This window comes from Photobacterium angustum (assembly GCF_002954615.1).
In the GTDB taxonomy this organism is placed as follows: Bacteria; Pseudomonadota; Gammaproteobacteria; order Enterobacterales; family Vibrionaceae; genus Photobacterium; species Photobacterium angustum_A.
Map to the genome: position 1 here is coordinate 97306 of NZ_MSCJ01000001.1, position 14903 is coordinate 112208.

Annotated in this window: 11 protein-coding genes and 1 tRNA gene; 6 read left to right on the plus strand and 6 right to left on the minus strand. The window is 40.8% G+C overall.

From position 1 onward, the window contains the following. The first annotated feature begins 93 nt into the window (after positions 1–93). Positions 94–2526, plus strand: coding sequence for a beta-mannosidase (locus BTO08_RS00435; RefSeq protein WP_105059462.1), 2433 nt, complete (start codon positions 94–96; stop codon positions 2524–2526). A 69-nt stretch (positions 2527–2595) separates the two neighbouring features. Here BTO08_RS00435 and BTO08_RS00440 read toward each other — a convergent pair whose 3' ends face one another. The 5 genes from BTO08_RS00440 to pepA all read right to left on the minus strand — a co-directional run bounded on the left by BTO08_RS00440 (position 2596) and on the right by pepA (position 9088). Next, positions 2596–3501 (minus strand): bifunctional helix-turn-helix transcriptional regulator/GNAT family N-acetyltransferase, encoded by a 906-nt coding sequence (locus BTO08_RS00440; RefSeq protein ID WP_105059463.1) that lies wholly within the window; start codon positions 3499–3501, stop codon positions 2596–2598. Between the two features lie 88 nt (positions 3502–3589). Beyond that, entirely contained in the window at positions 3590–4006 is a 417-nt protein-coding gene (locus tag BTO08_RS00445) for a DUF2061 domain-containing protein (RefSeq protein ID WP_105059464.1), read from the minus strand. A gap of 181 nt (positions 4007–4187) precedes the next feature. Next, positions 4188–7049, minus strand: coding sequence for a valine--tRNA ligase (locus BTO08_RS00450; protein WP_105059465.1), 2862 nt, complete (start codon positions 7047–7049; stop codon positions 4188–4190). Between the two features lie 28 nt (positions 7050–7077). Then, a complete protein-coding gene (locus tag BTO08_RS00455; protein WP_005369774.1) occupies positions 7078–7530 on the minus strand; it encodes a DNA polymerase III subunit chi in 453 nt (150 codons plus the stop codon). A 49-nt stretch (positions 7531–7579) separates the two neighbouring features. After that, entirely contained in the window at positions 7580–9088 is a 1509-nt protein-coding gene (gene pepA / locus BTO08_RS00460; protein WP_006646080.1) for a leucyl aminopeptidase, read from the minus strand. A 195-nt stretch (positions 9089–9283) separates the two neighbouring features. On the opposite strand from pepA, the gene lptF reads away from it, so the two are divergent. Both lptF and lptG read left to right on the plus strand, forming a co-directional pair. Then, on the plus strand, positions 9284–10384 hold the full coding sequence (gene lptF, locus BTO08_RS00465; protein WP_105059466.1) for an LPS export ABC transporter permease LptF: 1101 nt from the start codon (positions 9284–9286) through the stop codon (positions 10382–10384). Beyond that, positions 10384–11457, plus strand: a complete 1074-nt coding sequence (gene lptG / locus BTO08_RS00470; RefSeq protein ID WP_105059467.1) for an LPS export ABC transporter permease LptG — start codon at positions 10384–10386, stop codon at positions 11455–11457. Before lptF ends, lptG begins: the two co-directional genes overlap by 1 nt. Positions 11458–11490: 33 nt before the next feature. On the opposite strand, the gene BTO08_RS00475 is transcribed toward lptG, so the two are convergent. Then, positions 11491–11982, minus strand: a complete 492-nt coding sequence (locus tag BTO08_RS00475; protein WP_105059468.1) for an RDD family protein — start codon at positions 11980–11982, stop codon at positions 11491–11493. A gap of 224 nt (positions 11983–12206) precedes the next feature. Here BTO08_RS00475 and BTO08_RS00480 point away from each other — a divergent pair. The 3 genes from BTO08_RS00480 to BTO08_RS00490 all read left to right on the plus strand — a co-directional run bounded on the left by BTO08_RS00480 (position 12207) and on the right by BTO08_RS00490 (position 14762). After that, positions 12207–12291, plus strand: a tRNA-Leu gene (locus BTO08_RS00480). 361 nt (positions 12292–12652) lie between these two features. After that, positions 12653–13636 (plus strand): acyltransferase family protein, encoded by a 984-nt coding sequence (locus BTO08_RS00485; RefSeq protein WP_242446218.1) that lies wholly within the window; start codon positions 12653–12655, stop codon positions 13634–13636. A gap of 22 nt (positions 13637–13658) precedes the next feature. Further along, positions 13659–14762: an acyltransferase family protein gene (locus BTO08_RS00490; protein ID WP_105059470.1), complete on the plus strand. Its 1104-nt coding sequence runs from the start codon at positions 13659–13661 to the stop codon at positions 14760–14762. Positions 14763–14903: the final 141 nt, after the last annotated feature.

Sequence of the window (14903 nt, forward strand, 5' to 3'; positions counted from 1 at the left end):
CGTAATCACGATCACGGTGCACTAGCAAAAATTGCGTAAATTTATTTGTTTTATTATCAAGCTGACTGAGTACGCTCAGTGCTGGAGTTATTGATGACAATTTCGCTTAATGGTCAATGGCAGTTAACCTGTGTTCAACGAGCGGCACTACAAGATCTTCATATTGAATTGCCAGGCGATGTACATTCTGCGCTTTATGCTGCAGGTGAGATCCCTGATCCATATTGGGCTACCAATGAAAAGAAAGTTCAATGGGTCGGTGAATGCGATTGGGTTGTTAGTCGACAGTTTGAGTTAACCGAAGAGCAGTTAGCTTGTAATGCGATGGACTTGGTGATGGATCACTTAGATACCGTTGCCGAGATCCGTGTGAACGGCCATACCGTGGCTGATTTTAATAATATGTTCATGCGTCATAAAGTGGATGTATTAAGCTGTCTTCAAGTGGGTAGCAATCGTATTGAGATTGTTTTACATCGTGCTGATTTAGCTGCAAAAAAACGTGCAGACAAACTACCGTTCCCAGTGCCATGGGCAGAAGGAAATAACCAAATTCCTCACATGAATACTTTGCGTAAAACACAATGTCATGCAGGTTGGGATTGGGGAATTTGTTTATCGGTACTTGGTGTTTATGGTGATATTGAACTTCAGCCGATAGAGCATGTTCGAATCAGTCATGTGAGTACGAAACAAAAGTGGCTAGATCAAGAGTGCGAGCTATCTGTCACGCTCAATTATGAAGTGGTATCAGAGAAAGGGTTAGCAAACGCGGCTGTCACGTTTAACGATCAAACCTTCCACCTGACGCTTGATCGTGACGCAACGAAAACATGTGTCTTGTTCCGTATTGCAGAGCCTCGTCGTTGGTGGCCTGCTGGGTATGGCAAACCACGTTTATATGATCTTAAAATTGAAGCTGACGGCAGTTATATCAATAAGAAGATTGGTCTGCGCAAGCTTGAGTTGATCACTGAAGATGATGAACTGGGCCAAAGTATGGTCTTTAAAGTTAATGATGTTGAGATCTCTGCATTGGGTGCCAATTGGATCCCGATGGATGCGATGCCTTCACGTATGACGGATAAACGGTATCGTTCTTTGCTTGAAGATGCGTTAGCTGCCAATATGAACATGCTACGTGTGTGGGGCGGAGGCATGTATGAAAAAGATATCTTCTATGAGTTATGTGATGAATTAGGGATCATGGTATGGCAAGATTTGATGTTTGCTTGTGCGCTGTACCCCTCAACACCTGATTTTGTAGCAGAAGTAAAACAGGAAGTTGAATACCAAGTCCGCCGATTAAAAGATCATGCAAGCCTAGCCTTATGGTGTGGTGATAATGAAGTGATAGGTGCGATTAGTTGGTATCCGGAATCCCGTCAAAACCGCGAAAAATATCTTGTTAATTATGATCGCTTAAACCGTGCATTAGCTGAAGTGGTTGAAAAAGAAGATCCTTCTCGCCGTTTTTGGGCGAGTTCGCCGTGTAATGGAGAGTTAGATTTTGGCGATGCGTGGCACGATGATAAACGTGGCGATATGCATTTCTGGGATGTATGGCATTCAGGTAAAGATTTTGAAGCCTACCAAACTGTCACGCCCCGTTTTTGCTCTGAATTTGGTTTTCAATCATGGCCATCACTGCCGACTGTGAAGACCTTTGCTCCTGAGCAAGATTGGAATATCACGTCACCAAGTTTTGAATGCCATCAGAAAAATAGTCGTGGTAATTCTATTATCACTGAAATGTTTACTCGCTATTTCCGCTTCCCTAATGGTTTCGTCAATATGTTGTACCTATCGCAAGTACAACAAGCGATGGCGATTAAAACGGCAGCAGAATATTGGCGTGCACATAAGCCGACAAACCGTGGCATTTTATTCTGGCAATTGAATGATTGCTGGCCAGTAAGTTCGTGGTCTTCGCTAGAATATAGTGGTCGTTGGAAACAGTTGCACTATCATACTCGACGTTTCTTTGCGCCACAGATGGCGACCTTTATTCGTGATGATCAAGGGGTAAAACTTCATTTAATCAATGATGGTCGTAATAGTGCAGAGTTAAAAGGTGAAGTGGTATGGCAGAGTTGGGAAGGCGAGATTTTATATCGTGAACCTATTTCAGAGTTCCTTGATCCTGATTGCACTAAAGTGGTGTGGGAATGGTTAAACGAGGATCTTGATGGTCACGAGACTGAAGGCTTCTTCCATGTGCATTTACGTAACGGTGATAAACTGATTGAAAACACATGGTTCCCAGCTAAACCTAAAGAATGTGAATTAGAAGATCCTGATTTACGTTTTGAAGTTGCTGAAATGAACGGTGAAATATCAGTGATGCTGAGTAGTAGCAAACCTGCTTTCTATGTTCATTTGGAATTTGAAGGGGAAGGTCGCTTTGAAGATTCAAGCTTCACACTCGTCCCTGAGCACCAACGCCAAGTGAAATATATTGGCTCAGCCAGCTACGATGAAGTTGTGCAAGGCTTACGTGTTTACCATTTAAAACAAAGCTACTAATATATTATATCGTTTAAAAAAGCCTGCTGAGAGAGTCTCTGAGCAGGCTTTTTATTATCTATTAATATGTTAGAAGGTTTTAAGCATGTGAATTTCACATACACTGTGCCCTGTATTACCAAGCGCAGTTGGAATATCGACAAAACCTAAAGATTGATAGAGTTTCACTGCTTCTTTTAATACCTCAGTAGTTTCTAAATAGCAGCCTTTAAAGCCGTTTTCTCGGGCAAACTTTAATGCTTTAACGGTTAATACTCGTGCTAATCCCTTACCTCTAAGCTCTGGTAAGAAGAAGACTTTTTGCAGTTCACTCCACTGCGCATCTCCTGCTAATGGTGCGACACCGCCACAGCCTAAAATACGATTGTTTTTTTCTATCACCCAATAACGACTTTTCGGTAATTGGTAATGCTGACAGAGATCATCAATATGAGGATCCGCAACGCTAAATCCTCTATCTGGGGTTAATCCATATTCAGCTGAAACACGACGAATAAGTGCAGCAACGGCGGCATTATCTAAAGGCGTGATTTCTCTTAGTACGTATCCCTGTTGATGCTCTGTGATTGTCAAAGCTTTATGGTAACGACGTAAACTTGTTTCTAACTGCTCTATTTCATCTTGATCCAGTTGATCTAAAATCGTTTGGGTATCTTTATCAAGCTGGTGGTGAAGAGCGGTGAGTGTTTGAATACCGTTGGGGGTTAACTGAGATAGTTGGCTACGTTTATCGTTAGGGTTGGCAATTGAATGGATCAATCCTTGATTGAGTAACATGGCTAAATTACGGCTGGCATTGGATTTATCGACACGTAAACGCTCTGCCATTTGATTAACCGTACAAGGCCCTTGTTCGAGTTCAATCAAAGTGTGGGCTTGCACTGGGGTAAGGGCGAGTTGGCCACATTGACTATTTAACATGCCGAGTTGACGGACTAATTGGCGCGAGAGCTGACGAAGTTGTTGGGGCTGCATGATCCATCCTTGAATTTAATTGCACTACGCAATCAAAATAGTTGCAGCCTGCAACAATGTCAATCTGTTTAATCTATCTTGGTGTTTATCAGTGCTGACAAGCCATTGCATCTAGCCAAGTTGGCTGATGTGTCTCTGCTTGGTTGTGATCTTTACGTTGCCATACACGCTCATGGAAATAGTAAGCCATGGTATTAATTGCAGGTTCGATCATTGCCATTAGGCTACCAATCAGTATGTCACCTGTAAGAAGGTACACTACACTAAATGCGACACTGAAGTGCACAATAGCAAAGCTTACTGTTTTGCGACTTGGCGTATTAAAGTGTGATTGTTTGAGTGTTTTGCTTTGCCACACTTTTTCATGGAAATAAAACGCAACGGTATTAACCATCGGCTCAATCATTGCAATTAAACTACCAATAATGATATCGCCAGTAAGAAGGTAAGCTACGCTAAAAGCGACAGTAAAATGGATGGCGGCAAAACTGATTGTCTTTTTCATAAGGTGATCCTCAATTCGATGAGGTCATTATCATTGAATATTTGCAATAACTAAATTTGTTATTTTATATATTATTAATAGGTAAAAGCTATTATTTGAAAAGAGATGATGGAATTTTAGGTATAAAAAAACCGACAGTATGTGACTGTCGGTTTTTATTAATCAAGAATGGTTGGTGAGATTATAGCGCAGCAATCGTTGCTTTTTGCTCAATAAGCTTCACTAATGTTTCTTCATAACCGGCTAGCTTTTCACGCTCTTTAGTGATCACGATTTCAGGCGCTTTAGCAACGAAGCCTTCGTTACTTAGCTTGCCAGAAGTACGTTTGATTTCGCCTTCCATTTTCGCGATTTCTTTGTCTAAACGTGCAAGCTCTGCATCTTTATCAATTAAGCCCGCCATTGGGATCATCAATTCAGATTTGCCTACAAGTGCAGTCGCACAAGCTGGTGTTGCTTCACTGTCAGCCAATACTTTCACTTCTTCTAGTTTTGCTAGAGATTTCAGTACTGTCAGGTTTGCTTCAACACGTGCAGTATCAGCAGCATCAGCCACTTTTAGCATTACTGATAATGGCTTACTTGGCGCGATATCGTATTCTGCACGTAGGTTACGAATACTCGTGATAAACGCTTTAACAAACTCAATGTCAGTAATTGCAGCTTGGTCAAATTGCGCTTCATCAAACTGAGGTAATGCCTGAGTCATGATGGTTTCACCTTCAACACCGTCAACAAGTGGCTTAACGCTCTGCCAGATAGATTCAGTGATGTAAGGAAGAACAGGATGCGCAAGACGTAATGTCTTCTCTAGCACTGTGATTAGAGTATGACGCGTTGCACGCTGTTGTGCTTCTGTACCTTTCCATAGAACAGGTTTAGTTAGTTCTAGGTACCAGTCACAGAATTGGTTCCAGATGAACTCGTAAAGTACACCAGCAGCCATATCTAAACGGAAGTTATCAATGTGAGCATTGAACTCTTTTGCCGCTAGCTGGAATTGTGATTCAATCCACTTGTCTGCTAGTGAGTAGTCAAGCTCGCTACCTGCTGCGAAACCGCAATCTTGATCTTCTGTGTTCATTAGTACGTAACGACTTGCGTTCCATAGCTTATTACAGAAGTTACGGTAACCTTCAAGACGTTTCATGTCCCAGTTGATGTCACGGCCCGTTGAAGCCATAGCAGCAAGAGTGAAACGTAGGGCATCAGTACCGTAAGGTTCGATGCCGTTCTCAAATGTTTTACGTGTCGCTTTTTCGATCTTCGCTGCAAGTTGTGGCTGCATCATATTGCCACAACGCTTCTCTACTAGAGACTCAAGATCAATACCGTCGATCATGTCGATAGGATCGATAACGTTACCCTTAGATTTCGACATTTTATCGCCGTTTTCGTCACGGATAAGACCCGTTACGTAAACTGTTTTAAATGGTACTTGTGGCTTGCCGTCTTCATCTTTACAGAAGTGCATGGTCATCATGATCATACGTGCAACCCAGAAGAAGATGATATCAAAACCTGTTACCAACACATCAGATGGGTGGAAGGTTTGAAGATCAGCGGTGTTTTCTGGCCAGCCTTGCGTACCGAATGTCCATAGTGCTGAAGAGAACCATGTATCAAGTACATCATCGTCTTGGCGTAATACGACAACCGGTGCTAGGTTATGTTTTTCACGTACTTCAGCTTCGTTACGACCAACGTAAACATTACCGTCGTTGTCGTACCAAGCAGGAATACGGTGACCCCACCATAGCTGACGTGAAATACACCAGTCTTGAATGTCACGCATCCAAGCGAAGTACATGTTTTCGTACTGCTTAGGTACGAATTGAATATCACCGTTTTCAACCGCTTCAACAGCAGGTTTTGCTAGCGGAGCTGCACGAACGTACCATTGGTCAGTTAGCATTGGTTCAATAACCACGCCACCACGGTCACCGTAAGGGATCGTTAGGTCGTGATCTTTGATTTCTTCTAGTAGACCTAGTTCATCAAATTCAGCAACAATCGCTTTACGTGCAGCAAAACGTTCCATGCCATGGTATTTCTCTGGCAGCGCAGTGCTGTATGCATCACTTGGCTCGCCATTAGTTGTGAATACTTCTGCAGCATCACGAATATCGGCATTGAACGTTAGGATATTGATCATAGGTAGGCTATGACGTTTACCTACTTCGTAGTCATTGAAATCATGTGCAGGTGTGATTTTTACACAACCGGTGCCTTTTTCCATATCAGCGTGCTCATCACCTACGATAGGGATGCGACGGCCAACGATTGGAAGAATGATTTCTTTACCGATCAGATCTTTGTAACGTGGATCTTCAGGGTTAACGGCAACACCAGTATCGCCCAGCATAGTTTCAGGACGTGTAGTTGCAACAACGATGTAGTCTTTACCTTCCGCTGTTTGTACGCCATCAGCTAATGGGTAACGGAAGTGCCACATGTGGCCTTTTTTATCTTTGTTTTCAACTTCTAGATCTGAGATCGCAGTGTGTAGTTTAGGATCCCAGTTAACTAGACGCTTACCGCGGTAAAGAAGATCTTCTTGGTATAGACGAACGAAAACTTCTTGAACGGCATTTGATAGACCATCATCCATCGTGAAGCGCTCACGATCCCAGTCTACTGATGCGCCAAGGCGACGAAGTTGCTTAGTGATCGTGCCACCAGATTCGCCTTTCCATTCCCAGATCTTATCGATGAAAGCATCACGACCGTAATCGTGCTTTGTTTTGCCTTCTTCAGCAGCAATCTTACGTTCCACAACCATTTGGGTAGCAATACCTGCGTGGTCAGTACCAACCTGCCATAAGGTGTTTTTGCCTTTCATACGCTCACAACGGATCAGGGTATCCATAATGGTATCCTGGAACGCGTGGCCCATGTGTAGGCTACCTGTGACGTTTGGTGGTGGGATCATAATGCTGTAAGCATCTTTAGATGTATCACCATGAGGCTTGAAGTAACCAGCCTCTTCCCAGCGCTGATATAGCGCTTGTTCAATTGATTGTGGGTTGTATGTCTTTTCCATAGCGCTCTTAGAAGGATTCTATGTGGAATTAGGGCGTCTCAGTAGCAGTGGCAGTCGTAATTTGAATGCCAGCAAGGCGATATGCCTTGTAACGCTCGCGCGCTAACTGCTTGAGCTTTTCATCGCAAGGAACGAAGTCTACCACTTGTGCAAAGCTAACCGCAAAATTTGGTGCGTTTTCCGCTAAATTAATTAGCGTAGCACGGCGTCCAGTATGACGTAATGTTGACCATCCTATCTCAACGGGAGAGCCGCCATTAGGCCCTTCGCCGACAAGATTGTGGGGCACAAAACTATCAGGATCCTGCTGCCATAGATATTCATCTATTTGTTCTGCTTGCTGTTTATTTGCTGCTAGTAGGTAAACGTTGTTACCTTGCCGGTAACTCATCGCTGCTAAATGACAGGCAAAATGGCACTGAAAGTGACTATCAGCACTCTCTTGCTTGTCATCGATTATATAAAACGTAGCATGAGTCATGGTTTTTTGTTCCTAAAGAAAAGGGCCTTACGGCCCTTTTCGATGTCTTTTACTCGACGATCTCTTGGCCTGCTCTATTTAATAAGAACTGGACAAGTAGAGGGACTGGTCGACCGGTAGAGCCTTTTGCTGCGCCACCTTTCCAAGCAGTACCTGCAATATCAAGATGCGCCCAGTTGTACTTTTTAGTAAAGCGAGATAAGAAACAACCTGCGGTTATAGTACCTGCACCAGGCGTGCCTAAGTTTGCCATATCAGCAAATGGGCTAGCAATTTGCTCTTGGTATTCATCGCTCATCGGTAGACGCCAAGCGCGATCACCGGATTGCTCTGATGCATTTATAATTTCATGCGACAGTGGATTATGGTTACCCATTAAACCACTAATGTGATTACCTAAAGCAACAACACAAGCACCTGTTAATGTCGCAACGTCAATCACACATTCAGGTTCAAAACGCTCAACATAAGTTAATGCATCACAAAGCACTAAACGACCTTCTGCATCGGTATTTAATACTTCAACTGTTTGACCTGACATAGTGGTTAAAATATCACCAGGACGATAAGCGTTACCACCAGGCATATTCTCACAACCCGCTAATACACCAACTACATTGATTGGTAAATTAAGCTTAGCTAATGCTTTCATGGTACCGAACACAGAGGCTGCACCACACATGTCGTACTTCATTTCGTCCATTTGAGCGCCAGGTTTAATCGAAATACCACCTGAATCAAAAGTTAACCCTTTACCGACAAGGACGATTGGCTTAGCGTCTGAATCGGGGTTACCTTTGTACTCAATAACCGACATCATAGCTTCATTTTTAGAACCACGACCCACAGCAAGATATGATGTCATCCCTAAAGATTGCATCTCTTGCTCACCAATGATCTTAGTACTTACGGTCTCAAAATCATCGGCTAGACGGCGTGCTTGTGAAGCAAGATAAGCTGGATTTGCCACGTTTGGTGGCATATTACCCAAATCTTTACTTGCGCGAACACCAGATGCTACTGCCAGACCATGGCTGATCGCGCGTTCACCTAAAGATAGCTCGCGACGAGTCGGTACATTAAAGACTAGTTTACGCAGTGGACGACGAGTCTCTGGTTTATTACTCTTAAACTGGTTAAAGGTATACAAGCTATCTTTGGTTGTTTCGACTGCTTGACGTACTTTCCAGTAAGTATCACGACCTTTAACATGAAGCTCTGTTAAGAAGCACACTGCTTCCATTGAGCCAGTTTCATTTAAAGTACTGATCGTTTTTTTGATGATTTGCTTATATTGACGTTCATCAAGTTCACGTTCTTTACCACAACCAACCAGTAAAACACGCTCTGATAATACATTTGGTACATGGTGTAGTAAGAGCATTTGCCCAGGCTTACCTTCTAGGTCGCCACGACGCAGTAAGGAGCTAATATAACCATCACTGATTTTATCTAGCTGTTCCGCGATTGGAGAGAGGCGACGTGGTTCAAAGACACCAACAACAATACAAGCACTACGCTGTTTTTCGGGGCTGCCGCTTTTTACACTGAACTCCATGCGTACTCCTAACATCCTAATAAAGACAATTAACGCTAAATGTTGGATAATACCACACTTGTTTGCTCTGCCGTGATTTCGGTATACGCTTAGAGTGCGGTCTTTCATTTAGCTGAAAGATAAAAAAATAACTGATTTAACGAAAAACTATAGTGATTCCATCAAAAAAACAAGTTTTCTATGGGAATATAACGCGTGATTATTGTTAGGTATTTGACAAGAGAGACATTAAAGAGCCAATTAGCGGTACTTTTTGTACTTTTTCTTGTCTTTATTAGCCAAAAGTTTATTAGCATTTTAGCCGATGCAACCGATGGCTCGATCCCGAGTGATCTCATTCTAACCTTCATGGGATTATCTATCCCTTCGATGGCACTATTAATGCTCCCTCTGAGTTTATACATCGGTATCTTACTCACGTTCGGCAGATTATATGCTGAAAGTGAAATCACGGTGATGAATGCTACGGGGATGGGGAAAAAATTATTACTCCAATCTGCATTAGCTTTGGCCGTTATTACGGGGGCAATTGCAGCGATAAATTCTTTTTGGGTAGCACCTTGGTCGCAAGAGCATATAGAGCAACTTAAAGAAGAAACAAAAGCTGGGCCAACGTTAAATATGTTGGTAAAGGGAACGTTTCAGCCGGCACCGAATGGAAGTGGAGTTATCTTTATTGATAATATTACTGATAAAGGCTCGAAGCTTCATAAGGTTTTTGTCGCGCAATTAAAAGCAACCGACACCTTACAGCCTAGTGTCATAGTTGCTGATAATGGTACTGTCAAAGAGTTATCTGATGGTCGTCAAATGTTAGAATTAAATGACGGCGCTCGATATGAAGGTATTCCCACTCAGCTGAATTACTCGATTACTCATTTTAATGACTACCAAGCACTAATAGGACAACGTGAAGTAAAAGCAGGAAATCGTGATTGGGAAGCCCAACCCACAATGACCTTAATAAAAGATCAAAGCTTGGCAGCAAAAGCTGAATTACAGTGGCGTTTCTCTTTAGTGCTTTGTATTCCATTGTTAGTGATGATTGTTGTTCCATTATCAGCTGTTAATCCACGTCAAGGACGATTTGCAAAATTAGCACCGGCTGTGTTGATTTATCTGGCTTATTTCTTAGCGATCTCATCGGCAAAATCTGCGATTGAGGATGGTATTATCCCATCAGCTATTGGCATGTGGCCGATTAATATTACAACCTTGTTAGTTGCTCTTGCTTTAAATAGCTGGGATTCAATGCCTGTGCGACGCCTTAAAGATAAATTACGGAGACGCAGTTAATGTTTAAAATTCTCGACTGGTATATAGGTCGAACGATCATTGCAACTTTCTCACTTACCCTATCAACCTTAGTTGGCTTATCTGCGATCATTAAATATGTTGAGCAGTTAAGAAAAGTGGGGCAGGGAAGCTACGATCTCCTAAAAGCGCTGTATTTTGTTTTATTATCAATGCCGCAAGACATCATTATGTTTTTTCCTATGGCGGTATTATTAGGTGCATTGATTGGTTTAGGTATGCTGGCATCAAGCTCTGAGCTGGTGGTAATGCAAGCGGCAGGTTTTTCTAAGCTTGATATCGGTCTATCGACTTTAAAAACGGCAGTCCCAATGATGATAGTTGTTGTTTTACTGGGGCAGTGGGGAGCACCGCAAGCGCAGAAAATGGCACGTGAATATCGTTCGGCATGGATTTATGGCGGTAGTGTGATTGCTGCACAAAGTGGCGTATGGGCTAAAAATGATAATAGCTTCATTTATATGGGGCGTGTTCATGATCTCAATAAAGTGGATGTTGTTAACATTTGGCAGTTTGACAACAAAGGTCAGTTGGAAGATGTAACATCAGCAAAACGCGCGTCTTATGATAAAGCGACGGGGTGGACAATGCATGATGTGACTATAACTGACATGACTGGTAGTAGTCAGTTAACCAATAGCCATATTGAAAGCAAGCATTGGGAAACAACATTAACACCAGATAAATTAGCAGTTGTGACGGTGAAACCTGAAGAGTTATCGTTGTCTGGCTTATATCATTATGTGAGTTATCTTAAAGAGACCAAGCAAGATGCTTCTCGTTATGAGTTGGCATTCTGGCGTAAAGCGCTTCAGCCGGTATCCATTGCTGTTATGATGCTATTAGCATTATCTTTTGTTTTTGGTCCTCTTCGCTCGGTTACGATGGGTGCTCGTGTCCTTTCAGGTGTCATTTTTGGTTTTGCATTTTATATTTCAGACCAAGTGTTTGGCCCGATGATTTTAGTGTACCGATTACCGCCTATTTTAGGGGCTTTAGGTCCAAGTTTAGCGTTCTTGTTTATCACGATATATTTGTTAAGACGCAAACTATAGAACGAAAAAAGGAGCCTAACGGCTCCTTTTTTATTAGTGAATATCTTTTGTCACTATCATTTCACATTCCGCCATCACGTCTTGTAGCGATCGACGTTTAGTGTTGTATGCGAGCAAATTCCCCAACCCTAAGGCTGCCGTTGCAGCGCGGATCAATGCTTGAGTTATATTAATTGGGCGTCCATCTTTATTTTGTATTTTTAATTTCCATGCTCGCATACCCAGCGTTTGGCCACCATGAGTCCAAAAGTAAGTATAAAATCCAATAATTACAGCGCCTAAGTAGCTAGAGTAAAGCAAGTTAGCTTGTGGATGATGTGTTAAATAAGCACTTACATCCTCATAATTAGCTAAATCGAGAATATTAAAATGCAGTAGGATCGCTATTCCTGCCATTGCTATACCGCCTGCTAGCATAAGAATTGCAGCGACAATTAAAGCATCATAAAACCAAGCGGCTAAACGCCGAAATAAGGTGGGATATTGTGGGGAAGTCACATTTTTTATTTTTGCTGATTTTGACATAAAACATCCGATTTTATCTAGCTGTATCCATATGTGCTGAGTGTAACAGCAAACGATAAGTCAGAGAACGTTTGATATTGCTACAGAATGTGTAAAGAGGTGGTGCTATTATCATCAACAAGCAAGAAAATAGAGTGAAAATATAGCGGTCAAAAAGATTGGTTGAATATCTTAACGATAAAGGCTTGCCTCGCAGTATTGTATACGTATAATAGCCGCCATAAGCCCGAGTGGTGAAATTGGTATACACGACGGATTCAAAATCCGTTTCCTTCGGGAGTGACGGTTCAAGTCCGTCCTCGGGCACCAAATTTCAAACAAAGCCTCAGTCGAAAGATTGGGGCTTTGTTGTATCTGGGCATTAGACTATCCCTTAATTTCTCCTTGAGATTCGTGTCATATTGATTAGTTATATTAAGCAGAAAGTTATCTGATTTGGTTATAGAATTACGTCGATTAAATCGAGTAACGTAGTTATTCAACTATTTCGTTTATAATCTGGCATTCCATCTTATTTACTTATATATAACAGAGGGATAGATATGGTTTTTCAGAGTGGTTATACAACCTCTCATTTTTATTTATAATAATTTATGTGAAGGTGTTATCTGAAATGAGAGGGATACTTTGATTATAAAAAAACTGTGCAATAATTATTTCAGGTTCATCTTTGAGTTTTCATCTCGTGGTTAAAAATAATTTTGATATATTACGAATTTTCCTCGCTGTACTTGTTTTCTATTTTCATATAGGGATAGAAACTCAAAATGAATACCTAATGTATGTACCAGGTGGTTTAGCGGTACATTGCTTTTTTGTTATTAGTGGTTATTTGATAGTAAAAAGCTACTTAAAAAGAAAGCCTTTATCTACTTATGTAAAGTCGCGTTTCTTACGTATTTATCCACTGTATTTTATTGTAATCACAACGGCGTTTATTTTTGGATACTTTCATTACTCAGGTAGTTTTCTTGACTACTTAAATAATGGTGCAAGTAAATACTTAGTGTCTAATTATTTGTTTGCTAATTTCTTACATCCGACGTTACCAGGTTTATTTGAAAATAATTTTCAACCCTTCGTTAATGCAGCATTATGGACCATTAAAATTGAAGTAATGTTCTATGTTTGTGTACCTATTATTTATGGTGTAATGAATAAAAAAGTAAATGATAAAAAGCTGACAGTACTATTAGGTTTAGTATCAATTTGCTGTTTTTATACTGGACAATACTTAATTGAGTATCATGGTTTACCAGCAAGCATTAATCGACAATTACCATCTATGTTAGTGTTCTTCATGCTAGGAGCATATTGGAATTTTGCAGAACCTAAGCTTTTAAAAGCTTGGCATCTACTTATCTTGATCCCGATAGTATTATTTTTACAAAGTTGGTTTGTGCTTTATGCGTTCGCGGTGAGTTTTACGGTGTACGTTATTGTCTTTAGGTTAAAGCCAATAGCAGTTAGCAAGCGTATTGGTGATATCTCATACGGTATCTACATTTGGCATTTTCCAATCTTACAAACATTAATCATGTATGGATTTTTCAAGAATATTTATCAAGGTGCAGCAATTGCTACTGTACTTGTTTTCTCATTTGCAATGATTAGCTGGCACTTCATTGAGTCCAAATTAGTCGTTAGACATTAATAGATTGAAGTTGAGTTGTTATATGGCAAGACGATTTGAAGCCCTTGATGCCTTTCGCGGCTTATGCGCATTATCTGTTGTGTTATTTCACTTTCGTGCTGTTGGGAGTGTGACTGAGTTACCTTTTTTTAGAGGTAGCGAATTATTTGTAGAGTTTTTCTTTGCTCTAAGTGGTTTTGTGCTCGCTCATAGTTATGGTTTTAGGAGCAATCTACGTTTTAAATCTTATATAGCATCGCGTTTTTTTCGACTATATCCATTGTATGTTTGCATGCTAATGGTATTCATTGGATTAGAGGTAGTGAAATATATTGCGTACAAAACCATTGGTTTTAGTTTTAATACTTTACCATTTACAGGCCATGGCTCTTTGTCTGAAATACTCCCTAATCTATTAATGGTGCAATCATGGACAGCATTCACCGATCCTTTATCGTTTAATTATCCATCGTGGAGTATAAGCATTGAGTTTTATCTCTATGTTTTACTCTTCCTAACGCTGCATTTGTTTGGTCGTTACAAAGTATGGAGTTGGTTGACGATAGCCGTTATGGTTTTAGGCTTAATGGGGAATAATTCAACATTACTTCAACCGTATGTATTTAATGGGTTATCATGCTTTTTTGGTGGTGCATTCACATATGTTGTATTTACCAAAGTAAAGCACATATCCATCCCTTTCATTGCTGGCTCTGTTATTGAAGTAGCGCTTTTAAGTACTGTAGCTTATTTGGTTTCAAATGAAATTGCAGACAGATATATATACGCAACGCTATTGTTCTATTTTGTTGTACTGTTTTTTGCTTTTGAGTCTGGTGCGATTTCAAAACTGTTAAACAGAAGTGTATTTCAAGCCTTGGGTAAATGGTCTTACTCTATCTACTTAACGCATGCCGCCATTCTGTTTATGGTTACATCGTTCGCATTAGTAGGACAGAAAATATTAGGTAAAGATATCGCCCCAATGATAGAGGGGGCGCGGTTTATCGATTTAGGGTCGACGTTTTATAATAATGTACTTGTTGTTTCTGTTCTTTTGATAGTTATTATTGTTTCGATTACGACATATAAATATATAGAGCTTAAAGGACAAGCATTAGGAAAACGGGTAATGAGCTCTAAATAGATATAAAACGTCAGACGTTCAGTGTGCAAAATATACGATTATTACATTCGTGATTATATCTTGAGCTATCGCGTTTTTTTGGTGTTTTTTATAGAAAAAAAACTTGCCAATGTGATCTGAATCTCTATAATGCGACCTCAC

What these genes read in the sequence shown, in the direction of transcription:
- BTO08_RS00435 (WP_105059462.1), top strand. Translation starts at nt 94, where the DNA reads ATGACAATTTCGCTTAATGGTCAATGGCAGTTAACCTGTGTTCAACGA.
- BTO08_RS00440 (WP_105059463.1), bottom strand. Translation starts at nt 3,501, where the DNA reads ATGCAGCCCCAACAACTTCGTCAGCTCTCGCGCCAATTAGTCCGTCAA.
- BTO08_RS00445 (WP_105059464.1), bottom strand. Translation starts at nt 4,006, where the DNA reads ATGAAAAAGACAATCAGTTTTGCCGCCATCCATTTTACTGTCGCTTTT.
- BTO08_RS00450 (WP_105059465.1), bottom strand. Translation starts at nt 7,049, where the DNA reads ATGGAAAAGACATACAACCCACAATCAATTGAACAAGCGCTATATCAG.
- BTO08_RS00455 (WP_005369774.1), bottom strand. Translation starts at nt 7,530, where the DNA reads ATGACTCATGCTACGTTTTATATAATCGATGACAAGCAAGAGAGTGCT.
- pepA (WP_006646080.1), bottom strand. Translation starts at nt 9,088, where the DNA reads ATGGAGTTCAGTGTAAAAAGCGGCAGCCCCGAAAAACAGCGTAGTGCT.
- lptG (WP_105059467.1), top strand. Translation starts at nt 10,384, where the DNA reads ATGTTTAAAATTCTCGACTGGTATATAGGTCGAACGATCATTGCAACT.
- BTO08_RS00475 (WP_105059468.1), bottom strand. Translation starts at nt 11,982, where the DNA reads ATGTCAAAATCAGCAAAAATAAAAAATGTGACTTCCCCACAATATCCC.
- BTO08_RS00490 (WP_105059470.1), top strand. Translation starts at nt 13,659, where the DNA reads ATGGCAAGACGATTTGAAGCCCTTGATGCCTTTCGCGGCTTATGCGCA.